Raw genomic sequence first — 21288 nt, forward strand, 5'->3', positions numbered from 1 at the left:
TATTCGATGCAGCATTTTACAGCCCACCTCCACGACGAAGCCGGCACCGCCGCCCTGGGCGCCGCGCTGGCGCGCGCGCTGGCGCCCGGCCTGGCGATTTACCTGCACGGCGACCTCGGCGCCGGCAAGACCGCGCTGACGCGCGCGCTGCTGCACGCGGCCGGCCACGCCGGCCACGTCAAAAGCCCGACCTACACCCTGTCCGAGCCGTACCGCGTGGCGCTGGACGGGCGCGACGTCAACGTCATCCATTTCGACCTGTACCGCATGGGCAGCCCGGAGGAATTCCTCGACGCCGGCTTTCGCGAGGACTTCGACGGCGCCAACATCTGCATCGTCGAGTGGCCGGAGAAGGCCGAGCCGGTGCTGCCGCCGGCCGACCTGGATATTTACCTGGAAGTGGCGGGCCAGGGCCGTGATGTAAAATTGCAAGCGTCGTCTGAACTGGGTCTGTCATGCCTCCAACGCCTCAAATTCGCCCCCAATCTGTGAGCGCCCAGCCCGTAACCCGGCGCACCGTCCTCAAGGCCGGCGCCACCCTGCTGCTGTCGGTGCTGGCGCCGCACGCCGCCCACGCCGCGCAAATCCTCGCGGTGCGGGTCTGGCCGGCCGAGGACTATACCCGCGTCACGCTGGAAAACGACAGCGTGCTCAAGGTCACCCACTTCATCGTCAAGGACCCCGAACGCATGGTCGTCGACATCGAGGGGCTGGAGTTGAATCCGACCTTGAAGGGCCTGGTCGCCAAGATCCAGTCGGGCGACCCGTACATCCAGCAGGTCAGGGTCGGCCAGAACCGGCCCAACGTGGTGCGCCTGGTGTTCGACCTGAAGGAGGAGGTCAAGCCGCAGGTGTTTACGCTGGCCCCGGTCGGCGCCTACCAGCACCGCCTGATTTTCGACCTGTACCCGGTGCGCCAGCCGGACCTGATCGCCGCCATGATCGAGAAGCGCGAATGGTCGAGCGACGCCAAACCGCCGCTGACGACGGCCGCGCCGGAGCAGCCGGCGCCGCCGGCGCCGGTTGCGGTGGCGCCGCAGCCGTTGCCGGAGCTTGCCAAGCCCGACGTGGCCGAGGCGGCGCCGCCCAAGCCCGAGCACAAGCCCGAACGCCGGCCCGACGGCAAGCCGGCGGCGCCGCAAAAGGTGCTGCGCATGATCACCATCGCGCTCGACCCCGGCCACGGCGGCGAGGACCCCGGCGCCAGCGGCCGCGGCGGCAGCCGCGAGAAGGACGTGGTGCTGGCCATCGCCAAGCGCCTCAAGGCCAAGCTGGAAGAGCAGCCGAACATCCGCGTGATGATGACCCGCGACGCCGACTTTTTCGTGCCGCTGGGGATGCGCGTGGAAAAGGCGCGCAAGGTGCAAGCCGACCTGTTCGTCTCGATCCACGCCGACGCCTTCGTCGAACCCAGCGCGCGCGGCTCGTCGGTGTTCGTGCTGTCCGAAAAAGGCGCCAGCTCGACGGCGGCGCGCTGGCTGGCGAACAAGGAAAACCTGGCCGACTCGATCGGCGGCGTCAACATCAACAAGAGCCAGGACAAGCAGCTCGCCAGCGTGCTGTTCGACCTGTCGACGACGGCGCAGATCAACGACAGCCTGAAGCTGGGCAAGGCCGTGCTCAACGAAATCGGCGGCATCAACCGGCTGCACAAGGGTTCGGTCGAGCAGGCCGGCTTCGCGGTGTTGAAGGCGCCCGACATTCCCTCCATCCTGATCGAGACGGCGTTCATCTCGAACCCGGAGGAAGAGGCCAAACTGACCGACAACGCCTACCAGGACAAGCTGGCCGAGGCCATCGTCACCGGCATCCGGCGCTATTTCGCCAAAAACCCGCCGCTGGCGAAAAGCCGCCAGACCTAAACGCACAAGGACTTCCGATGCAAATGATTGAATTCGGCAAGCTGCCGGCGGTGCGCATCAGCGCCGCCGACGGCGCCCAGGCCATCGTCACGCTGTACGGCGGCCACCTGGTCTCGTGGCAAACGGCGGACGGGCGCGAGCGCCTGTTCCGCAGCGCCCGCTCGGCGCTGGACGGCAGCCGCGCCATCCGCGGCGGCGTGCCGCTGATCTTCCCGCAATTCGGCGCCCGCGGCGACGGCCTGCGCCACGGCTTCGCGCGCGTGTGCCACTGGCGCCTGAGCGGCGGCGGCCGCGACGGCGAGGACGAGTTCGCCCGGTTCAGCCTGGCCGCCGCCGACCTGCCGCCCGAGTTGGCGGCGGCCTGGCCGTTCGCCTTCGAATTGACGTTGCGCGTGGCGCTGCACGGCGACGGCCTGAACCTGTCGTTTAGCGTGCTCAACAGCGGCACCGAAGCGTTCCCGTTCTCGGCGGCGCTGCACAGCTATTTCCTGGTCGACCAGCTGGAACACTGCGAACTGGCCGGCCTGCAGCATGTGCGCTATTGCGACGAGAACGGCGCCGTGGCGCTGCAGGAAACCCCGGCGTTGGCTTTCAGCGACAAGCTGGACCGGATTTACTACCAGTTGCCGGTGGCGCTGACGCTGCGCGGCGGCGACGCCAGCCTGCGCCTGGAGCAAGACGGCTTCACCGACGCGGTGGTGTGGAATCCGGGCGCCGCCGACGCGGCCGCGCTGACCGACATGGAAGACGAGGAATACCGCCGCTTCGTCTGCGTCGAGGCGGCGCTGATCGAACCGGACGTGCTGGCCGCCGGCGCCGAATGGACCGGCCTGCAGCGCATCGTCGCGGGCTAGGCGCCGCAGCCGGAACCAAGCGTCGGTCGGACGCGGGGGCCGCCGAGGCCAGCGTCAGCCGACGCCGGGCCGCCGCCGACGCCGGTCGGCTTACGCCCATACGGGCTAACCCGACCCACGACGACCACATTACGCCTAATTCGATTCCTTGATCATGCGCCCCGAGCTGGTCTGGATCGGCCGCGCGTTCAGCGGATACAGGCGGCTGAACAGCGCCATCTGCGCCGGCGACGCCTGTTGCGGCTCCTTCATCACCAGCCACAGCACGCCCTCGCTGCACGGCGGCGTGGTCAGCGAGCCCATATAGGTGAAATAGTCGCGCCGCTGCGGCAGCATCTCCATCGGATCGAGCACGATGGACGGCGACGCCACCTCGTGCTTTTCCAGCGGCAGGTTGTTCCACACGGTTTGGATGGTGCTTTGCGGGCGGCCCCGTTCCAGCAGGATCGCCAGCACCGCCAGCTTGCCCTCGGCGTCCTTGTGCACCAGGTGCACCACCATTTCATAGCCCTTGCCGTTGATGCGCTCCTCCGACGGACGGTGGAAGTGGAATTGCAGCAGCTCGTACATGCGCCCCTGCACCGTCAGGTAGTTGCCGCCGCCGACGCCGACCTGCACCGTGTGGCCGTTGTCGACGACGTTGAACGAGGACGGCTTGTAGTCAAAGCTGATCTGTTCCAGGTCGACCTTCATGCCGTCGCGGATGTCGATCGGCGACTGGCGCGAGCCGGTGCCGCAGCGGGTCCAGTCGGAATTGATCTTGCTCCAGTTGGCCGGCCCGCTTTCGCCCTCGTAGGACCAGTGGTTGCCGTGGAGGTTCTTGACCACCGCCGGCGCCGCCGCGGCCTGCGCCGCGGCGGCGCCGGCCGCCTTGCGGGCGCGCGCGGCGCCAGCCACGCGCGCGGCCTGGGTGGCGCGCATCTCGGCCAGGCGCGCGGCGATCTTCGCCGACAGGTCGACCTCGGCCTGTTCCTCCTTGGCGCGGCTGGACAGCGCGGCGGCGCCCGGCCCGACCGGCGCGAGCACGTTCTTTTGCATCACCGGCGACGAGATCTGCTTCGGCAAGGCCGAGTCGGTAATGGTTTTGGCCGCCGGCGCCGGGGCGTCGTTCGCGCCCGCCGCCATCGTGATGAAACTGCCAGCTAACAGGGCGATCAGGTTGCGCATGGGATTCCAGAAAGTGAAAAATACACTCTGGTATACGGCAGTAACAGGGGGAAACTTGAGACGTGCCGGCCATGCACTGGAGAAATATCTTGAAAACGGCCGGCTGCGGCGGGCGCCGCAGCCTTGCGTGCGGGAAATGGCTTAGCGGCGCAACATTTTGCGGCTCAGCTTCCACAGCCCGCCCAGCATGATCGGGACAACCGCCACGCCGACGCCGATCAGCACGATCAGGGTCAGGTTGTCGCGCACCTGCGGGATATTGCCGAAGAAGTAACCCGCCGTCACCAGGCCGACCACCCAGATCAGCGCGCCGGTGACGTTGTACAACTGGTAGCGTGTGTGCGTCATGTCGGAAACCCCGGCGACGAAGGGCGCGAAGGTGCGCACCACCGGCACGAAGCGCGCCAGGATGATGGTCTTGCCGCCGTGTTTTTCGAAGAAATCGTGGGTGCGGCGCAGCGCATCCTTGTTGATCCAACGGTAGTCGTGGGTGAACACGCGGTGGCCGATGGCCTCGCCGATCCAATAATTGAGGGTGCTGCCGGAAACGGCGGCCGTCACTAGTAGGAACATCAACAGGCGCAGGTCCATGTGCCCGGTCGCGCAAAAGGCGCCGGCAATGAACAGCAGCGTGTCGCCCGGGAAGAAAAACAGAAACACCACCCCGGTTTCACAAAAAATGATTGCGAACAGCACCGCGTAGACCAGCGTGCCATATTGGGCGATGAGAATGCCAAGCGTCTTGTCGACATGCACGAGCATGTCGAGTAATTGCACAAAATCCATATATTTTCCTAAAGGTCGCGGCGGAATCATACACCAAGGCAGAGACGGATCGGCGCTCCGCGTCGGGATATTTCGTGATTATCACGGTAATAGTCGCCGGGCGGCGTGATCGGCCGGGGCGGCGCCGGCCAACGCGGCGCCGGCGCCAATCCGGCCAAGGCAGAAGTTTCCTAATTGACTATATTCCAGTTTACAATCGCCGGCAACCGAGACCGCGGCGCCGCCCCGTTCCGGCCCCTGCCAGGAGACTTCAACATGCACGCTTTCACCTCCGTACCAACCGGCCGCGCCGCCGCGACGCTGGCGCTGGCCCTTGTGCCGGCGTTGGCCGGCGCCGGCCCGGCCGCCGCCAAGCCGACCCTGGCCGACGTCATCAAGGCGTCCAAGGCGTCCGACTGGCGCCCGCTCGACGCGGAGCACACGCTGTACCTGGAGATCCCGGCCGGGCGCGTCGTTATCGAGATGGCGCCGGCGTTCGCGCCCAGGCACGTCGCCAACATCAAGGCGCTGGTGCGGGAGCGGTATTACGACGGCCTGGCGATCCTGCGTTCGCAAGACAACTGGGTGGTGCAGTGGGGCGACCCGGACGAGAAGAACCTCAAGCCGATGAAAACGGCGCAGCGCACGCTGGCCGGCGAATTCACCGTGCCGCTGAAGAGCGCCGGCGCCTTCACCCGCCTGCCCGACCGCGACGGCTACGCGGCGCAGGTCGGCCACTCGAACGGCTTCCCGTCGGCGCGCGACCCGAAAAGCGGCACGGCCTGGCTGGCGCACTGCTACGGCACGGTCGGGGTCGGACGCGACAACGCCAGCGACAGCGGCGGCGGCGCCGAGCTGTACGCGGTGATCGGCCACGCGCCGCGCCACCTGGACCGCAACATCACCGTCATCGGCCGCGTCGTCGCCGGCATGCCGCTGTTGTCGACGCTGCCGCGCGGCGCCGCGGCGATGGGCTTTTACGACCAGCCGGGGAAAAACGTGCCGATCAGCGCGATCCGCCTGGCCGCCGACGTCGCCCCGGCCGAGCGCAGCCATATCGAGGTGATGCGCACCGAGACGGCGACCTACCAGGCCGCCGTCGAGGCGCAGCGCAACCGCGGCGGCCCATGGAGCAAGGTCGCGGCCGGCTACGTCGAGCTATGCAACGCGCCCATTCCGGTGCGCGAGCAAGCCGGGAACTGAGAAAAACCCGGCGGCGCGGCGGCCCGCCAAAACGCTATAATCTGGGCATGAACGCTCCCATCACGCCCCACCGCCCGATCCAGGCCCTGCCCGACCAACTGATTTCGCAAATCGCCGCCGGCGAGGTGGTCGAGCGGCCGTCCGCCGTCGTCAAGGAATTGCTGGAGAACGCGCTCGACTCGGGCGCGACGCAGATCACCGTGCGGCTGGAGGAAGGCGGCGTCAAGCGCATCGCCATCACCGACAACGGCCGCGGCATCGCGCCCGAGCAGTTGCCGTTGGCGCTGGCGCGCCACGCCACCTCGAAGATCGCCTCGCTGAGCGACCTGGAAAACGTCGGCACGCTGGGCTTTCGCGGCGAGGCGCTGGCCTCGATCGCCTCGGTCGCCGCCGTCACCGTCACCTCGCGCACCGCCGACGCCGCCCACGCCTGGGAAATCGTCGGTTCGCACACCGGCGGCGTGGCGCCCTCGTCGGGCGCGCACGGCACCACCGTCGACGTGCTCGACCTGTACTTCAACACGCCGGCGCGGCGCAAGTTCCTGAAATCCGAGCAGACCGAGTTCGGCCACTGCGCCGAGGTGGTGCGACGCATCGCGCTGGCGCGCCCAGACGTGTCGTTCTCGCTGACCCACAACGGCCGCGCCATCGACCATTGGAACGTCAGCGAAATGGCCAGGCGCAGCGCCCACATCCTCGGCGACGGCTTCGCCCAGGCCCGGCTGGCGCTCGACGAAACGGCCGGGCCGCTGCGCCTGCACGGCTTCGCCGGCCTGCCGACCGCCTCCAAGGCGCGCGCCGACGGCCAGTTCTTCTACGTGAACGGGCGCTACGTGCGCGACAAACTGCTGGTGCACGCGGTGCGCGCGGCCTACCAGGACGTGCTGCACGGCGACCGCTTCCCCTCGTACGTGCTGGCGCTCGACCTGGACCCGTCGCTGGTCGACGTCAACGTCCACCCGTCGAAGATCGAGGTGCGTTTCCGCGACGGCCGCGCGGTGCACCAGTTCGTCTTCCACGCGGTGCAGCGCGCGCTGGCGCAGACCTCGGCCACCGCCTTCGGCAGCGTGCAGTCGCCACAACCGGCCGGCGCCGGCCTGGGCGGCGGCGCGGCCGAGCCGGGCGCGGCGGACCAGGCGGCGGGCGGCGGCGCCGGCATGTGGCGCCGCGAGCAAACCCAGACCTCGTTCGGACCGCAGTTCTCGGCGACGTTCTCGCCGTCGCCGTTCGGCCCGTCGGCGCGCGCGCTGCACGACGCCGCCGCCGGCGGCGGCGTGGTCCAGAGCAGCAGCAGCTACGGCGCGCTGTTCGGCGCCGGCGCCGGCCCCGCGGCGGCGCAGCCGGCCACGCCATACACGGCCTCGGCGGCGGCGATGGCGCAGGACGAGCATCCGCTCGGCTTCGCGCTGGCGCAGCTGCACGGCATCTACATCCTGGCGCAGAACACCAAGGGCCTGGTGCTGGTCGACATGCACGCCGCGCACGAGCGCATCCTGTACGAGCAGTTGAAGACGGCGCTGGAGGCGCAAGTCTGCGGCCAGGACATGCAGGTGCAGGCGCTGCTGATTCCGATCACCTTCTACGCCGACGCCATCGAAGTGGCCACCGCCAACGACAACCAGGAGACGCTGAAGGCGCTCGGCTTCGACATCGCCGCGCTGTCGCCGACCACGCTGGCGGTGCGCTCGGTGCCGACGCTGCTGAAGAACGCCGACGCCCAGACGCTGGCGCGCGACGTGCTGCGCGACGTGCGCGAATACGGCGGCTCGCGCGTGCTGATCGAGCGCCAGAACGAACTGCTCGGCACCCTCGCCTGCCACACGGCGGTGCGCGCCAACCGCATCCTGTCGGTGCAGGAAATGAACGCGCTGCTGCGCCAGATGGAGCATACCGAGCGGGCCGACCAGTGCAACCACGGCCGGCCGACCTGGGTGCAAGTTGACATCGGCGCGCTCGACAAACTGTTCCTGCGCGGCCAATAAGCGCAAGCGGGCCGCCGCAAAAAAATTAAACCCCCGGGCAACCAGCCGGGGCCATGCCTTCTCGCCTTGGCGCGAGGGGTCTGGCCCCTGGTTTGCGCCCTTGCTTTAACACCCACACGTCTCAAAGAACCGCACCATGACAAACACCACCAAACCGCTCGCCGTCGCCATCATGGGTCCGACCGCGTCCGGCAAGACCGCCGCCGCGCTGGCCATCGCGCGCCAAATCCCGTCCGAGATCATCTCGGTCGACTCTGCGCTGGTGTACCGCGGCATGGACATCGGCACCGCCAAGCCCACCGCCGCCGAACTCGCCAGCGCGCCGCACCACCTGATCGACATCCTCGACCCGCTCGACGCCTACTCGGTGGCGCAGTTCCGCGCCGATACGCTGGCCCTGGTGGCCGACATCACGGCGCGCGGCAAGCTACCGCTACTGGTCGGCGGCACCATGTTGTACTTCAAAGGCCTGGCCGACGGCCTCGACGAGCTGCCGGGCGCCGACCCGGTGCTGCGCGCCGAACTGGAGGCCGAAGCGGCCGTGGTGGGCTGGCCGGCGATGCACGCGCGCCTGCAGGCGCTGGACCCGGCCACCGGCGCGCGGCTGGCGCCGAACGACGCCCAGCGCATCCAGCGCGCGCTGGAAATCATCGCCCTGTGCGGCAAGCCGATGTCCGAGCTGCTGGCGCTGCGCGAAAAAACCGTGCTGCCGTTCACGCTGCTGTCGTTCGCGCTGGAACCGTCCGAGCGCGCCGTGCTGCACGCCCGCATCGCCGCGCGCTTCGACGCGATGCTGGCCGAGGACGACGGCAACGGCGGCCTGATCGGCGAAGTGGAGACGCTGCGCCGGCGCGGCGACCTGCACCCCGGCCTGCCGTCGATGCGCTGCGTCGGCTACCGCCAGGCCTGGGACTACCTGGACGGGCGCATCGACTTCGCCGCGCTGCGCGAGACCGGCATCATCGCCACGCGCCAGCTGGCCAAGCGCCAGATGACCTGGCTGCGCTCGATGCCCGAGCGCGTCGTCGTCGACTGCCTGGGCGCGGACCCCGCCGGCGCGATGCTGGCGCACATGGCGGTGTTAAATAAATAACATTGGAAGCGGCCGGCAGGCGAAAACGCAGTTTTTCCGGCACCTGTCTTGACAAAGAAAAGCGAAGCCCGGATAATGCTCGGCTGTTGGGTGATATAGCTCAGTTGGTTAGAGCACAGCATTCATAATGCTGGGGTCGGTGGTTCAAGTCCACCTATCACCACCAAGAACATCCAGAGGCGGCACGGAGCGGTTCAAGACTGCGCCATTTCTGTTTTACCAGCGACCGGGTCATGCCGGGCTGTTGGGTGATATAGCTCAGTTGGTTAGAGCACAGCATTCATAATGCTGGGGTCGGTGGTTCAAGTCCACCTATCACCACCAAGAATTAGTCTTAAGAAGTAGCAAGAAGGCCGAAAACCCGCAGCTCTCCCTTTGAGACCTGCGGGTTTTTTGTTCGCTGACGTTCGAGGACGTTCGCCGACATCCGGCCTTTTGGATCCCAACGTCAAGCCATGGCGCCAACAGCTCGTGCTACGGCTAAGCGACGTCCAGGTTCGACACGCCAAGCCGGGTGACGAAGCCGCCGGTGGCAAGGTGTGCACTGGCAAATTTGCTAGCGCATCGGCTTCCTACACAGCCGAGACAAGCTTTTGAAGCGCGCTCACCGATAGCGAAAAAAGCCAAGTTGCCGCCGCCAGCGCACCCACGTCTGATGTTCGATCGTCCTGAGGTGCGCTCTCGCAGCTGGCAAACCTCGGTAGTGCGGCGATAGCCGGTCGTCGAGCTATAGAGTCGTTACCGAATTTGGCGGCATAAAATGATTCGGGATAGTTACGCCGTCTAGCGGTTTTTCCCGTTGAGCAGCGATGACTTATCAATTACGCAATCTGGTATGATTGCTTCCGCGCACGCGCGGCGGCGGCAACGCCCCGGATCGCGCCGGCGGCCAGCCGATTCCCGCTACCCGATTCACCTCCGGCGCATGCCGGGACCACCCCACTGTTCCGATGACACCGAAAAAAATCCTCTTGTTAAGCGTTTCCGCAGGCGCCGGCCACATGCGCGCGGCCGAGGCGATCCGCGCCCACGCCGGCGCCGACGTCGTCGCCAGCCATCTGGACGTGATGAACTTCGTGACGGCCGGCTTTCGCAAGCTGTATACCGACTTTTACATCACGCTGGTGAACAAGGCGCCGACGCTGTGGGGCTATCTGTACCACGCCACCAACGAGGCCCAGCCCGACAGTTCGATGCAGCGGCTGCGGCGCGGCGTCGAGCGCCTCAACACCCGCGCGCTGCTGAAGGAAATCGCCGCGTTCAAGCCGGACGCGATCGTCTGCACGCACTTCCTGCCGGCCGAAATCCTGTCGCGGGCGCTGCGCAAGGGCGAACTGCACTGCCCGGTTTGGGTCCAGGTCACCGACTTCGACCTGCACCGGATGTGGGTGCACGAGCATATGAGCGGCTATTTCGCCGCCAGCGACGAGGTGGCGTTCCGCATGCGCGCCTGCGACATCGGCCCCGAGCGCATCCACGTGACGGGCATTCCAATCATGCCGGCCTTCGCCCGGGCGCACGACCGGGCCGAGTGCGCCCGCGGGTTCGGGCTCGACCCGGCCCGCACCACCTTCCTGCTGATGGGCGGCGGCGCCGGACTGGGCAGCCTGGACGAGGTGGCCGAACGGCTGCTGGCGCTGGACGGCGATTTCCAGTTGATCGTATTGGCCGGGAAGAACGCCGCGGCGCTGGCGGCCTTGCAGGCGCTGGCGGCGCGCCACCCGGGCCGGTTGCTGGCGCAGGGCTTCACCGACAAAGTCGAGCGGCTGATGGCTTGCGCCGACCTGGTGGTGACCAAGCCGGGCGGCCTGACCAGCTCGGAATGCCTGGCGATGGGCTTGCCGATGATCGTCAATTCGCCGATTCCCGGCCAGGAAGAGCGCAACGCCGACTTCCTGCTCGAACAGGGCGTGGCGCTGAAGGCCTTCGACGCCGTGACGCTGGAGTACCGCGTGCGCCACCTGCTGGAGAATCCGGCCAAGCTGGCCGAGATGGCCGCCAAGGCCAGGGCGCTGGGCCGCCCCGACGCCGCGCGCCAGGTGCTGCGACGGGTGCTGGGCGGCTTGCCGGCATGACGGCGCCGTCGACGCCGTTATTGCCGCCGCGGCGGCAGGCGCTGCGCATCGCCCTGACGCTGGCCTGGGTGCTGCTGCTCGGCCTGTTCTTTGCGCAGACCGAGATCCAGATCGAGGGGCCGGCCGGCTGGGCCGCCAACCTGCCGACCTGGCGCGTCGAGCAGCACTGGCTGCTCGACATCTTCTGGGGCGGGCGGGCGATGACCGGCTACCACGCCTGGGTGTTCCCCTTCATCGCGCTGTTTTTCCATTTTCCATTCTTTTTCATGCAACAGTGGTCGCCGCGCCTGGAGTGCCGCGCGCTCGGCTGCATCATGCTGTTCTGGATCGTCGAGGACTTCCTCTGGTTCGTCCTGAATCCGGCCTATGGCCTGGCACGCTTCGACCCGGTCCACGTGGCTTGGCACAAGCACTGGCTGTGGCTGGCGCCGACCGATTACTGGGTGTCGCTGGCGCTGGCCGCCGCCCTGCTCACTTTTTCTTATAGGAATAAAACGAAACGCCTTTCCGCTCCCCTGCTGGCGCCGGCCGGCGCCGTCGGGTTCGCCGCGTGGAAGCCGGCGGCGGCCCAGGAGCCGGCGCCGGCGCAGTCCGCCCGCGATCCGCTGTGGGCCACGCAGGTCGAGGCGGCCTCGAACCTGCACCGGGTGACGCCGACCTTTTACCGCAGCGCCAGGCTGAAACGGCCCGATGTGGTGCGGCTGCAGGCGCTGGGCGTAAAAACCGTGGTCAGCCTGCGCGCGCTGCACTCCGACGACAAATTGCTGGCCAACAGCGGCATCCGCACGGTGCGCATTCCGATCAATACCTGGCATATCAAGGACGCTCAGATGGTGCAGGCGCTGCGGGCGATCCGCGGCGCCGAGCGCGACGGCCCGGTCTTGCTGCACTGCCTGCACGGCGCCGACCGCACCGGGCTGGTCGCGGCCATGTACCGCGTGCTGTACCAGCAGCGCAGCAAGGAGCAGGCGCTCGACGAACTCAAGAACGGCGGCTACGGCTACCATACGATGTGGAAGAATATCGAACGCTATCTGCGCAAGGTCGACGTCGAGGCGATCCGCCGCGGCGTCGAACAAGCCTGAGCAGGCCACCAACATGATGCCAAACTGATGCCAAACACAATTATGCGCAAGATCGCCGCGGTATTGCTGCCCGCCTGCCTGCTGGCCGGCCCCGTCCCGGCCGCCGCCGAGCCGGGCATCGACACGGCCACGCTGTCCGAGTCCAAGGTGGCGATGCTCGACGCAAGCCAGGCCGGCGCCGCCGGCAAGTCCTTCCTGGCCGCCACCATCATCGACGCGCCGCTGCCGGCGCTGTGCGCCATCATCCAGGATTTTTCCGGCTACCCGGGCTTCATGCCGAGCGTGGCGAAAACCGTGGTGACGCGCGGCGCCGACGCCACGCTGGTGGATATGACGCTCAAACTGCCGATGGGTAAAAGCAAGCGCTACCGTTTGAAAATGGACGCGAAGAGCAGCGCGCAGTTGTGCCAGCTGTCGTGGAAGATGCTGCCGTCGGCCGGCTTGACGCCGGACCAGACCATCGCCGACACCACCGGCTACTGGCAGTTGACGCCGGCCCCGGCCGACAAGCGCAAAACCGTGGTCAAGTATTTTGTCTACACCGATCCTGGTCCGGTGCCGATCGGCATGGGCTGGATCGTCGATAGTCTGAGCAAGGACAGCCTGCCGAAGACGCTGGAAGCGCTGCGCGCCAAGGCGGCGCGCTAGGCGCCCGCCTTTTATCCGATCGGCGCGCCGCAGCTCGGATGCGGCGGCCGACGAGGCGGGAGTCGTCCGACGCCGAGCCGCTGTCGACGCCAGTCGGGTTAGGCCCTTGCGGGCCAACCCGGCCTACGAAAATCGCGCCAACTTAGCGCGCTAAAAATCAAGCCCCTGGTTTTTATCGGCGGCGCGGGCTACGGCGGCGCTGCGGCCAGCGCCGCCGGCTTGACGCCGGCCGCGCCGTGGACCAGCGCGTCGAGCGCGCCGCGGTCCACCGTCTCGTGCTCAAGCAGCATGCGCGCCAGCGCGTCGAGCAGGCCGCGCCGCTCGCGCAGCGTCGCCAGCACGCGCTTGTGCGCCTCGTCGAGCAGCCTGGCGATTTCGGCGTCGATGGTCACGGCGGTGTGCTCGCTGTAGCTTTGCCGCTCGCCCGGAGCGGCCGGGTTCAGGTAGGGCGCGCGCGCCTGCTCGAAGGTGGCCAGCCCCAGCCGCTCGCTCATCCCGTATTGCGTGACCATGTGGCGCGCCAACCCGGTGGCCGTTTGCAGGTCGTTCTGGGCGCCGGTCGAGACGTCGCCGAACACCACCTCCTCGGCCACGCGCCCGCCCAGCAGCACGTCGATGCGGTCGTACAGCTCGCTGCGTTTGAGCAGGTAGCGGTCCTCGGTCGGCAGTTGCTGCGTGTAGCCGAGCGCGGCGAGGCCGCGCGGGATGATGGAAATCTTCGCGACGCGGTCGGCGTAGCGGCGAAACTCGGCGATCAGCGCGTGGCCGGCCTCGTGGTAGGCGACGGTCTCTTTTTCCTGCGGGTTCATCAGGCGGGTTTTCTTTTCCAGCCCGGCGACGACGCGGTCGATCGCCTCGTCGAAGTCGCGCATGTCGACCTGGTCCTTGCCGCGCCGCGCCGCCAGCAAGGTCGCCTCGTTGACCAGGTTGGCCAGGTCGGCGCCGGCGAAGCCGGCGGTGCGCGCGGCGATCACGCCCAGCTCGACCTGCGGCGCCAGCCGCACCTGGCGCGCGTGCACTTGCAGGATTTGTTCGCGCCCCTTCAGGTCGGGCCGGTCGACGGCGACGTGGCGGTCGAAGCGGCCCGGGCGCAGCAGCGCCGGGTCGAGAATTTCCGGGCGGTTGGTGGCGGCCAGGATAATGACGCCCTTGTTGGCGTCGAAGCCGTCCATTTCAACGAGCAACTGGTTGAGCGTCTGCTCCTGCTCGCTGTGCCCGCCCAGCAGCGAGCCGCTGCCGCGCGCCTTGCCCAGCGCGTCGAGTTCGTCGATGAAGACGATGCACGGCGCCTTCTGCTCGGCCTGGGCGAACAGGTCGCGCACGCGGGCGGCGCCGACGCCAACGAACATTTCGACGAATTCCGAGCCGCTGATGGAGAAGAACGGCACCCCGGCCTCGCCGGCGACGGCCTTGGCCAGCAGCGTCTTGCCGGTGCCGGGCGCGCCGACGATCAGCACGCCCTTCGGGATCTTGCCGCCCAGGCGGTGGTAGCGCTGCGGGTTTTTCAGGAAGTCGACGATTTCGCGCAATTCCTCCTTGGCCTCGTCGATGCCGGCGACGTCGTCGAAGCTGACGCCGGTCGCGTTCTCGACGTAGGCGCGGGCCTTGCTCTTGCCGATATCGAAGGCCAAGCCGGCCCCCACGCCGCCGCGCCGGCCCAGGTAGGACGACAACCAGAGGATCAGCGCCAGCGGCAGCAGCCACGACAGCATTGTCGCCAGCCATTCGCTGCGGACCTGGCCGGCGTAGTGGACGCCGGCCGCGTCCAGCTCGCCGGTCAGTTCCGGGTCGCTGACGCGCACGGTGATGAAATCGCGCCGCGGCGCGCCCTCCTGGCGCAGCGCGTCGGCGCGCGGCTTCGGCAGTACCTTGTCGAGCCCGTCGGTGAGCAGCTTGCCCTTGATCGTGTCGTTGCCAACCAGCAGTTCCTCGACCTTGCCGGCCTTGAGCAGCTGCTTGAAGTCGCTGTAGGCCAGTTGCTCGGTGGTGCGGGCGTCGCCGATGCCTTGCACCAGCAGGATGACGAGCGGCAGCAGCAACCAATACCACAACGGTATCTGCCACGGCTTCGATGGGTCCTGGTCGACCTTCATGTTTCCTGCCCTTCACGCCGTGGCGCAATGGTGAGCTGGAGTCCAGACTAAGCGCGCCGCGCCGCGCCGCGTTTGCGCTGAATCAAGCGCGCGCGCATGAAACGGCTTGCCGTTTCCGCCGCGCCAGGCGCGCCCTGGGCGGCGCCAGCGCGCGCCGACGCCGAATACAGCAGCGCCAGCCGGATTCCGCGGCGCAAGGCCGACGTGCGCGCGGCCGGCCAGCCGGCGGCGACCGCCAAGTCAGGCGCGCTCAGACGATTTTGACGCGCAGGCCGGCCAGGCCGTCGATGCTGCCCTCGAGCACGTCGCCGCGCGTCACCGCCGCCACGCCGGCCGGCGTGCCGGTGAAGATCAGGTCGCCCGGCTGTAGCTCGAAGTAGGTGGACAGGTGGGCGATGGTGTCGGCGACGTTCCAGATCAGCATGCTGATGGCGCTGCCCTGGCGCGCCGCGCCGTTCACCGTCAGCGCAATGGCGGCGCCGTCGATGGCGCCGGCCGCCGCCGCCGGGGTGATCGGTCCGATCGGCGCCGAATGCTCGAAGCCCTTGCCGGCGCACCAGGGCCGCCCCAGCCGCTTGGCCTCGCCCTGCAGGTCGCGCCGCGTCATGTCCAGACCGACCGCGTAACCCCAGACGTGGGCCGGCGCGTCGGCGGCGGCGATGGCCCGCCCGCCCTTGCCGATCGCCACCACCAGTTCGATTTCATGTTGCAGGTCGGCCGTCATCGCGGGGTACGGCATGCGCCCCAGCGCGCCGGCGGCGACCGGCAACACGGCGCCGGCCGGCTTCATGAAGAAAAACGGCGCCTCGCGCCCGCTGTGGCCCATCTCCCTGGCGTGCTCGGCGTAGTTGCGCCCGACGCAGTAGATGCGGTGGACCGGAAACACGGCGTCGCTGCCGACGACCGCGACGGTGGCCTGGGCCGGTGGGGGGAATACACATTGCATGGCAACTCCTATGGCGTCGATTCAACGATGGCCGCGGGCGGCGGCCGTCGCACCTATTGCACCTTCTATTTCACCGTCAATCCGGCGCAGGGGTCGGGCCGGGTCTGCGGCGCCACCGTGCGGGTGGCGTCGTAGGCATCGGCGGCGACGGCGCCGCCCGCTTCAAGGTAGCCGATGCTGCGCAACGTCAGCGCCGGCGCCGTCCGCGCCAGCCAGCGCGCCACGCCGAAGTCCTTGCGCACATGGCCGTTGCCGGCCAGCAGAACGACGTCGCGCGGCGCCTGCGCCCGCACGATCTTGGCCATCCAGATGTCGCGCGCGATCTGCGCGTCGACCATGCCGCCGAGCATCGAATCGGGCAGCATATTGCAGTGGCCGGCGACGATTTCGCGCTGCTGCCCGGCGCGGATCGCCGCCGGCAGCGGCGCGTCCAGCTGGTAGGCGGCGACGGTGGCGGCGTCGAAGCTCGCCTTGATGCCGTCGCGCACCGTGCGCGAGGCGTCGGCGCGCGACAGGTTGGCGGCCAGCAGCGGCAGATCGTATTGCAGCGCCAGGCTGATCACCGGGCGGTACAAGGCCCAGTCCCAGCGCGGCGCCGCCATTACGCGGATCACGCACTCGGCGTCGGCGCAGTCGCGCTGCGCCTTGCTCAGCAGGGCCTGGTGTTCGCGGTCGAACTGCTCCATCGCGATGGCCGGGCGCCAGCCGGCCTCGACGCGCAGGCGCAACTCGTCGAAGCGGGCGCGGTGGCCGGCGGCGTTGTCGTGCACCTCGCCCAGCAGCAGCACCTGCGGATTGGCCGGCGGCGCGGCCGGCGCCGGCGCGCGCTGGACGGCGCCGCAGCCGGCCAGCGCCAGCGCGCCCAGCGCCGCCAGCAGCGGCGCCGCCGGGCGCGCCGCGGCGCCGTTGTCGGTCGTGTTCATCATTGTCGGGGCAGCCTGTTCGAAGTCGTCGGAATGGCGTCGATTGTATATCGGCGGCGCGCTTTACGCTGCGTCCGGCAACGCTTCGGCGGCGCAAAATTGGCTGTACAACAGTTGCAGCACGGCCAGCGCCGGCGCGCTGGCGACGCGGTAAAACACTTGCTTGCCCTCGCGCCGGCTCGCCACCAGCGCTTCGCCGCGCAGCACGCCGAGCTGCTGCGACAGCGTCGGCTGGGCGATGCCGAGCAGTTGCTCGAGCGCGCCGACGCTGCGCTCGCCCTGCGCCAGCTGGCACAGCAGCAGCAGGCGCTGCGGATTGGCCATCGCCTTCAGCAACGCGCTGGCGTTGCCGGCCGCCAGCCGCATCGCCGCCATATCGAAACCGCCGTCGCCCGCCATTGCCCCCCCCCCGTCATGTGCCCAAGCCGACATTATATCCTTGGGCATAGTGTCGGCAGGGGCCGTCAGGCGGGTTGCGCGGCCGGGCGCGGCGCCCCCAGCCCGCCGCGGCAGCGGTAGGCCAGCGTCGCCGCCAGCAACAGCAGCAGCGCCGACCACACCATCGCCGCGCGCACCGCGCCGATCGCCTCGACGCGCGAGCCGGCCGCCGCCATCGCGCCGAACAGCGCCACCCCGGCGGCGCCGCCAACCTGGCGCGCCGCGTTCAGCACGGCCGAGGCGGTGCCGGCCAGGCGCGGCTCGACGCCGGCCAGGATCACCGTGGTCATGGCCGGCACCGCCAGCCCCATGCCGGCCGGAATCAAGGCCAGGCCGGGCAGCATGTCGAGGAAGCCGGCGCGGGCCGACACACCGAGCAGGCCGAGCAGCGCGTAGCCGGTGCAACCGATCAGGCCGCCGAGCACCATCGTCGCCGGCGCCCCGGCGCGCGCCGCCATCCAGCCGCCGGCCAGGTTGGAGGCGATGAAGGTGGCCGTCAGCGGCAGGAACATCAGGCCGCTCTGCAGCGCCGAGAAGTGGCGCAGCGCCTGCAGGTAAAAACTCAGCACGAACAGCACGCCGTAGTAGGCGAAGTTGAGCAGGACGCCGAACAGCACCGCGGCGGCGAAGCCGGGCCGGGCGAACAGTTGCAGCGGCAGCATGGGCGCGGCGCTGCGCCGTTCGACCGCGACGAAGGCGGCGCCGGCCAGCAGCGCCAGCAGCGCGGCGCCGCGCACCAGCGGGTGCGACTGCCCCAGCGACTGGGCCTCGATCAGCGCGCCGATGAGGGCCACCAGCGCGACGATGGCCAGCAACTGGCCGGCGACGTCGAAGGGGCGGCGCGGCGTCCCGGCCGGCGGCGCCGCCGGCGCCGCCTCGGCCAGCGCGCGCGTCAGCGCAAAGCCCAGCGCGCAGATCGGCAGGTTGACCCAGAACACGCTGCGCCAGCCGGCCACCGATAGCAGCAAGCCGCCCAGCAGCGGACCTGCGGCGATCGCCACGCCGCCGGCGGCGGTCCAGCACGCCACGGCCGCGGCCAGCCGCTGGCGGTCGTGGCCGTAGGCGGCGCGCAGCAGCGCCAGCGAACTCGGCACCAGCAGCGCGGCGGCCACGCCCTGGGCGGCGCGCGCCGCGTTCAGCGCCGGCGCGTGCGGCGCCAGCGCGCAGGCGGCCGAGGTGGCGGCGAACAAGGCGAAACCGGCCAGTAACACGCGGCGGTGGCCGAAGCGGTCGCCCAGCGCGCCGGCCGACAGCAGCAGCGCGGCGAAGCCCAGCATGTAGGCGTCGACCACCCATTGCAGCGCGCCGACGCCGGCGCCGAGTTCGAGGCCGATCCGCGGCAGCGCGACGTTGACGATGGTGACGTCGAGCTGGACGACGACGAAGGCGAAGCTGCTGGCCAGCAGTACCGCCGGCGCCGGGGTGGGAAGCGATGGCATACCTGCTCCTTGCGTAGGGTGGATGGATGGGGCACTGTAAATCGCCGCACGTATTTTAAAAAATGAATAATAATGAACCCATCAATCACTTTTTAAGAATCGAGGGCGGCGATGGACTTGGCGGCGTTGCGCATATTCAAGGCGGTGGCGGAAGAAGGCAGCGTCACCCGGGCGGCGGCGCGGCTGAACCGGGTGCAGTCGAACGTCTCGGCGCGCCTGGCCCAGCTGGAGGAGGCGCTGGGCGTGGCGCTGTTCCACCGCAGCGCACGGCGCCTGCTGATCACGGCCGAGGGCGCGCGCCTGCTCGACTACGCCGACCGGCTGCTGCAATTGGCCGACGAGGCCGCCGCCGCGGTGCAAGGGCGCCGCGCGCCGTCGGGCAAGCTGCGGATCGGCGCGATGGAAACCACCGCCGCCGCCCGCCTGCCGCTGGTGCTGGCGGCCTTCCACCGCCTGCACCCCGACGTCGAGCTGTTGCTCGACACCGGCCCGACCGACTACCTGGTGCAGGCGGTGGTGCAGCACCGCCTGGACTGCGCGCTGGTGGCGGCGCCGGTGGCGCGCCCGGAACTGGCGCAACTGGCGGTGTTCGAGGAGGAGCTGGTGCTGCTGACCGACCTGGCGCACGGCCCGGTCGCCACGCCGCACGACGTCGCCAGGAAGGCGCTGCTGGTGTTCCGCGCCGGCTGTTCGTACCGGCGCCGCCTGGAGGCCTGGTTCGGCGACGCCGGCGTCGGCGTCGGCCGCGTCGCCGAGTTCGGTACCTTCGAGGCCATCATCGGCTGCGTCGCCGCCGGCATGGGCGTGGCGCTAATGCCCAAGGAAGTGTTGCGCCAGCGCAGCCTGGCGAAAAGCATCCGCGCGCACCCGTTGCCGGCGGCGCTGGCCGGCGTCACCACGGTGCTGGTGTGGCGGCGCGACATCGTCCACCACCCGGCGCGGCAAGCGTTCGCCGCCAGCTTCCCGGGCTGAGCGCGGCGGCCGCCGGCGCCGCCTGAAAGTTTCCCTGGAGGCAACAATAATGACACAAAGAAAATAATGATATCAAAATTTTAGCGATTGTGATCTAATGGAAACTTCAGCGCATCACAGTCAAGCCGCCCCCCGCCGGGCGGACGCTTCGGACCGCGACGGGCTGTACCACACCCTTCCACGTCGATAACAGGAGCATAGAATGAAGCCGCTCTGCTTGGTCCACACCGCACTAGTCACACTTTTCCTTGCCGGCGCAGCGCACGCCGCGCCCACCGGCCACGTCGCCAACGGCAGCTTTGAAGACGCCGGCGCCAACATGGTCGACGGTTCCTATTGCTATCTCAACGTGGCCGGCCACGAGTGCGGCGCGGTGCCCGGCTGGAGCGGCCAGTTCGCCCTGATCCACAGCGACAGCGCGCCGTGGGGCGTGCCGAACTCGCCGTACGGCGCGCTGCTGGCCGGCCTGCAAAACCAAAGCTACCTGGAACAGACGCTGACCCTGGCCGCGCCGGGCGTCTACGCGCTGTCCTGGGCCGACGCCGGCCGCGGCAACTACGGCGGCGCCGAAACCTATCAAGTGTCGTTCAACGGCGTCGTGCTCGAAACCGTCCAGGTCGGCTTTGGCGCCGGCTGGACCGGCCACGCGCTCAGCTTTGCCGCGGCGGCGCCGGGGGTGCTGCGTTTCGCCGGGCTCAACGCCAGCGGCGACGCCACCGCCTTCATCGACCATATCGCGGTGGCGTCGGCGGTGCCGGAACCGAGCAGCTATTCGATGCTGATGCTCGGCCTGGTATTACTGCTGTGCACGGCGCGCGGCAACGACACCGAGAAGTTCGCGCCAGCCTGAGCGCCCGCCCCCTCCCCAAAAAAAATCCCGCCGAGCGCGGGATTTTTTTGGGCGGTGCCAGCCATTACGGATAGCTGCGCAGACTGCACACGCGCTCGATGTTGCCGACCGCGACGTTGCTCTTCAGCGCGCGGGCGATGCAACCGGCCTTGTCCGGCCCGGAATCGGCCATCAGCACCGACAGGCCAAGCAGCGCGGCGACGCCGAACAACACGATCAGCACGCCCTTGAGTATTTCTTTGTTCATTGCGGCACCCGCGCCTGCGCGCGCCTCCCTTCGAAAGCGCCATTGTATGCGAGGCGGCGGCGCCGCGGCGTCCCGCTCAGCGGGGCGGCGGCCCGTCCAGCAGCGCCTGCAGTTTGCGCATCGTCGCCCAGTTGCGCGAGGTCACCGCGTCGCCCAGCAGCGCGCCCAGCGCCGCCGCCGCGCGGCTGGCCAGCACCCCGGCCGGACACCACAGGTAGGCGGCCCACGGTCCGGCCGCCAGCGCCTCGGGCGCCCAGTCCTGCCGCAGCAGCGGCGCCAGGCGCGCCAGGTCGGCCGGCTGCTTGAACACCGACACCAGCAGCCTGGACGGGTCGTCGGCCAGCGCCAGCAGGGTGTTGCCGGCGATGATCTCGCCGAACCGCACCGCGTCGAGCACGGTCGCGCGCGCCGCCACGCCCAGCTTGAGCACCAGCGCCTCCTCGATGCGCGCGGCCGACTCGGCCGGCGTGAAGCCGGCCGCGCCGAACACCACGTTGCCGCTGTTGAGCAAGGTGCGCACGTCGCTGTAACCGAGTTCGCCCAACAGTTTGCGCAGGTCGGCCATCGCCACGCGCTTGGCCCGCCCGACATTTATCCCCCGCAACAATGCCACGTGCTGCTCTGCGTTCATCGCCTTCTCCTCCTG

General features: G+C 69.0%; 20 protein-coding genes, 2 tRNA genes and 1 pseudogene. 14 read left to right on the forward strand and 9 right to left on the reverse strand.

All coding sequences use genetic code 11. From position 1 onward, the window contains the following. Positions 1-6 precede the first annotated feature (6 nt). The 3 genes from tsaE to JANGC3_RS0114670 are packed head-to-tail and all read left to right on the forward strand — an operon-like array spanning position 7 to position 2716. The gene (gene tsaE, locus JANGC3_RS0114660; RefSeq protein WP_017877241.1) at positions 7-492 is read left to right on the forward strand and encodes a tRNA (adenosine(37)-N6)-threonylcarbamoyltransferase complex ATPase subunit type 1 TsaE; all 486 of its coding nucleotides are present in this window, start codon (positions 7-9) and stop codon (positions 490-492) included. Then, positions 456-1862 carry an N-acetylmuramoyl-L-alanine amidase gene (locus tag JANGC3_RS0114665; RefSeq protein ID WP_035787722.1) on the forward strand — a complete coding sequence of 469 codons (1407 nt, stop codon included), beginning with the start codon at positions 456-458 and terminating at the stop codon, positions 1860-1862. Before tsaE ends, JANGC3_RS0114665 begins: the two co-directional genes overlap by 37 nt. Positions 1863-1879: 17 nt before the next feature. Further along, on the forward strand, positions 1880-2716 hold the full coding sequence (locus tag JANGC3_RS0114670; RefSeq protein WP_017877243.1) for a D-hexose-6-phosphate mutarotase: 837 nt from the start codon (positions 1880-1882) through the stop codon (positions 2714-2716). 135 nt (positions 2717-2851) lie between these two features. Here JANGC3_RS0114670 and JANGC3_RS0114675 read toward each other — a convergent pair whose 3' ends face one another. Together JANGC3_RS0114675 and JANGC3_RS0114680 are read right to left on the reverse strand one after the other, a co-directional pair. Next, positions 2852-3883: a carbonic anhydrase gene (locus tag JANGC3_RS0114675; RefSeq protein ID WP_017877244.1), complete on the reverse strand. Its 1032-nt coding sequence runs from the start codon at positions 3881-3883 to the stop codon at positions 2852-2854. Positions 3884-4024: 141 nt separating this feature from the next. Beyond that, on the reverse strand, positions 4025-4669 hold the full coding sequence (locus JANGC3_RS0114680; RefSeq protein ID WP_017877245.1) for a VTT domain-containing protein: 645 nt from the start codon (positions 4667-4669) through the stop codon (positions 4025-4027). A 255-nt stretch (positions 4670-4924) separates the two neighbouring features. On the opposite strand from JANGC3_RS0114680, the gene JANGC3_RS0114685 reads away from it, so the two are divergent. From JANGC3_RS0114685 to JANGC3_RS0114720, 9 genes and pseudogenes are all read left to right on the forward strand, one after another. Next, positions 4925-5851: a peptidylprolyl isomerase gene (locus JANGC3_RS0114685; protein WP_017877246.1), complete on the forward strand. Its 927-nt coding sequence runs from the start codon at positions 4925-4927 to the stop codon at positions 5849-5851. A 47-nt stretch (positions 5852-5898) separates the two neighbouring features. Next, positions 5899-7833: a DNA mismatch repair endonuclease MutL gene (gene mutL, locus JANGC3_RS0114690; RefSeq protein ID WP_017877247.1), complete on the forward strand. Its 1935-nt coding sequence runs from the start codon at positions 5899-5901 to the stop codon at positions 7831-7833. Between the two features lie 136 nt (positions 7834-7969). Beyond that, positions 7970-8926, forward strand: a complete 957-nt coding sequence (miaA, locus tag JANGC3_RS0114695; protein ID WP_017877248.1) for a tRNA (adenosine(37)-N6)-dimethylallyltransferase MiaA — start codon at positions 7970-7972, stop codon at positions 8924-8926. An 89-nt stretch (positions 8927-9015) separates the two neighbouring features. Next, a tRNA-Met gene (locus JANGC3_RS0114700) sits at positions 9016-9092 on the forward strand. 81 nt (positions 9093-9173) lie between these two features. Further along, positions 9174-9250, forward strand: a tRNA-Met gene (locus tag JANGC3_RS0114705). A gap of 626 nt (positions 9251-9876) precedes the next feature. Next, positions 9877-11001, forward strand: coding sequence for an MGDG synthase family glycosyltransferase (locus JANGC3_RS0114710; protein ID WP_026132998.1), 1125 nt, complete (start codon positions 9877-9879; stop codon positions 10999-11001). Continuing rightward, positions 10998-11489 (forward strand): annotated as a pseudogene (locus JANGC3_RS33285) (hypothetical protein); the annotation flags it as partial. The gene JANGC3_RS0114710 and the pseudogene JANGC3_RS33285, both read left to right, overlap by 4 nt. A 159-nt stretch (positions 11490-11648) precedes the next feature. Next, positions 11649-12086, forward strand: coding sequence for a tyrosine-protein phosphatase (locus tag JANGC3_RS31650; RefSeq protein ID WP_269746272.1), 438 nt, complete (start codon positions 11649-11651; stop codon positions 12084-12086). 27 nt (positions 12087-12113) lie between these two features. After that, a complete protein-coding gene (locus JANGC3_RS0114720) occupies positions 12114-12734 on the forward strand; it encodes a hypothetical protein (protein WP_157406659.1) in 621 nt (206 codons plus the stop codon). A 188-nt stretch (positions 12735-12922) separates the two neighbouring features. Here JANGC3_RS0114720 and ftsH read toward each other — a convergent pair whose 3' ends face one another. From ftsH to JANGC3_RS0114750, 5 genes are all read right to left on the reverse strand, one after another. After that, positions 12923-14827: an ATP-dependent zinc metalloprotease FtsH gene (ftsH, locus tag JANGC3_RS0114725; protein WP_017877252.1), complete on the reverse strand. Its 1905-nt coding sequence runs from the start codon at positions 14825-14827 to the stop codon at positions 12923-12925. A gap of 250 nt (positions 14828-15077) precedes the next feature. After that, positions 15078-15773, reverse strand: a complete 696-nt coding sequence (locus JANGC3_RS0114735; RefSeq protein ID WP_017877254.1) for a fumarylacetoacetate hydrolase family protein — start codon at positions 15771-15773, stop codon at positions 15078-15080. Between the two features lie 65 nt (positions 15774-15838). Then, positions 15839-16699, reverse strand: a complete 861-nt coding sequence (locus JANGC3_RS0114740) for a ChaN family lipoprotein (RefSeq protein ID WP_017877255.1) — start codon at positions 16697-16699, stop codon at positions 15839-15841. A gap of 60 nt (positions 16700-16759) precedes the next feature. Next, a complete protein-coding gene (locus JANGC3_RS0114745; RefSeq protein WP_017877256.1) occupies positions 16760-17095 on the reverse strand; it encodes an ArsR/SmtB family transcription factor in 336 nt (111 codons plus the stop codon). Between the two features lie 65 nt (positions 17096-17160). Continuing rightward, on the reverse strand, positions 17161-18573 hold the full coding sequence (locus JANGC3_RS0114750) for an MFS transporter (RefSeq protein ID WP_017877257.1): 1413 nt from the start codon (positions 18571-18573) through the stop codon (positions 17161-17163). A 111-nt stretch (positions 18574-18684) separates the two neighbouring features. Here JANGC3_RS0114750 and JANGC3_RS0114755 point away from each other — a divergent pair, with 111 nt between their 5' ends. Both JANGC3_RS0114755 and JANGC3_RS0114760 read left to right on the forward strand, forming a co-directional pair. After that, positions 18685-19545: a LysR family transcriptional regulator gene (locus tag JANGC3_RS0114755; RefSeq protein WP_017877258.1), complete on the forward strand. Its 861-nt coding sequence runs from the start codon at positions 18685-18687 to the stop codon at positions 19543-19545. Between the two features lie 202 nt (positions 19546-19747). Further along, positions 19748-20395, forward strand: a complete 648-nt coding sequence (locus JANGC3_RS0114760; RefSeq protein WP_017877259.1) for a PEP-CTERM sorting domain-containing protein — start codon at positions 19748-19750, stop codon at positions 20393-20395. Positions 20396-20459: 64 nt separating this feature from the next. On the opposite strand, the gene JANGC3_RS0114765 is transcribed toward JANGC3_RS0114760, so the two are convergent. After that, on the reverse strand, positions 20460-20642 hold the full coding sequence (locus JANGC3_RS0114765) for a hypothetical protein (RefSeq protein WP_017877260.1): 183 nt from the start codon (positions 20640-20642) through the stop codon (positions 20460-20462). 76 nt (positions 20643-20718) lie between these two features. Then, entirely contained in the window at positions 20719-21273 is a 555-nt protein-coding gene (locus JANGC3_RS0114770) for a DUF1697 domain-containing protein (RefSeq protein ID WP_035787723.1), read from the reverse strand. Between the last annotated feature and the right edge of the window lie 15 nt (positions 21274-21288).

Origin of the sequence: Janthinobacterium sp. CG3, assembly GCF_000344615.1 — a bacterium.
Classification (GTDB): Bacteria; Pseudomonadota; Gammaproteobacteria; order Burkholderiales; family Burkholderiaceae_D; genus Janthinobacterium.

Bases quoted from the DNA above. Each gene is read 5' to 3' on its own strand.
- tsaE (WP_017877241.1), top strand. From the start codon at position 7: ATGCAGCATTTTACAGCCCACCTCCACGACGAAGCCGGCACCGCCGCC.
- JANGC3_RS0114665 (WP_035787722.1), top strand. From the start codon at position 456: ATGCCTCCAACGCCTCAAATTCGCCCCCAATCTGTGAGCGCCCAGCCC.
- JANGC3_RS0114670 (WP_017877243.1), top strand. From the start codon at position 1,880: ATGCAAATGATTGAATTCGGCAAGCTGCCGGCGGTGCGCATCAGCGCC.
- JANGC3_RS0114675 (WP_017877244.1), bottom strand. From the start codon at position 3,883: ATGCGCAACCTGATCGCCCTGTTAGCTGGCAGTTTCATCACGATGGCG.
- JANGC3_RS0114680 (WP_017877245.1), bottom strand. From the start codon at position 4,669: ATGGATTTTGTGCAATTACTCGACATGCTCGTGCATGTCGACAAGACG.
- JANGC3_RS0114685 (WP_017877246.1), top strand. From the start codon at position 4,925: ATGCACGCTTTCACCTCCGTACCAACCGGCCGCGCCGCCGCGACGCTG.
- mutL (WP_017877247.1), top strand. From the start codon at position 5,899: ATGAACGCTCCCATCACGCCCCACCGCCCGATCCAGGCCCTGCCCGAC.
- miaA (WP_017877248.1), top strand. From the start codon at position 7,970: ATGACAAACACCACCAAACCGCTCGCCGTCGCCATCATGGGTCCGACC.
- JANGC3_RS0114710 (WP_026132998.1), top strand. From the start codon at position 9,877: ATGACACCGAAAAAAATCCTCTTGTTAAGCGTTTCCGCAGGCGCCGGC.
- JANGC3_RS0114720 (WP_157406659.1), top strand. From the start codon at position 12,114: ATGCCAAACACAATTATGCGCAAGATCGCCGCGGTATTGCTGCCCGCC.
- ftsH (WP_017877252.1), bottom strand. From the start codon at position 14,827: ATGAAGGTCGACCAGGACCCATCGAAGCCGTGGCAGATACCGTTGTGG.
- JANGC3_RS0114735 (WP_017877254.1), bottom strand. From the start codon at position 15,773: ATGCAATGTGTATTCCCCCCACCGGCCCAGGCCACCGTCGCGGTCGTC.
- JANGC3_RS0114740 (WP_017877255.1), bottom strand. From the start codon at position 16,699: ATGATGAACACGACCGACAACGGCGCCGCGGCGCGCCCGGCGGCGCCG.
- JANGC3_RS0114745 (WP_017877256.1), bottom strand. From the start codon at position 17,095: ATGGCGGGCGACGGCGGTTTCGATATGGCGGCGATGCGGCTGGCGGCC.
- JANGC3_RS0114750 (WP_017877257.1), bottom strand. From the start codon at position 18,573: ATGCCATCGCTTCCCACCCCGGCGCCGGCGGTACTGCTGGCCAGCAGC.
- JANGC3_RS0114755 (WP_017877258.1), top strand. From the start codon at position 18,685: ATGGACTTGGCGGCGTTGCGCATATTCAAGGCGGTGGCGGAAGAAGGC.
- JANGC3_RS0114760 (WP_017877259.1), top strand. From the start codon at position 19,748: ATGAAGCCGCTCTGCTTGGTCCACACCGCACTAGTCACACTTTTCCTT.
- JANGC3_RS0114765 (WP_017877260.1), bottom strand. From the start codon at position 20,642: ATGAACAAAGAAATACTCAAGGGCGTGCTGATCGTGTTGTTCGGCGTC.
- JANGC3_RS0114770 (WP_035787723.1), bottom strand. From the start codon at position 21,273: ATGAACGCAGAGCAGCACGTGGCATTGTTGCGGGGGATAAATGTCGGG.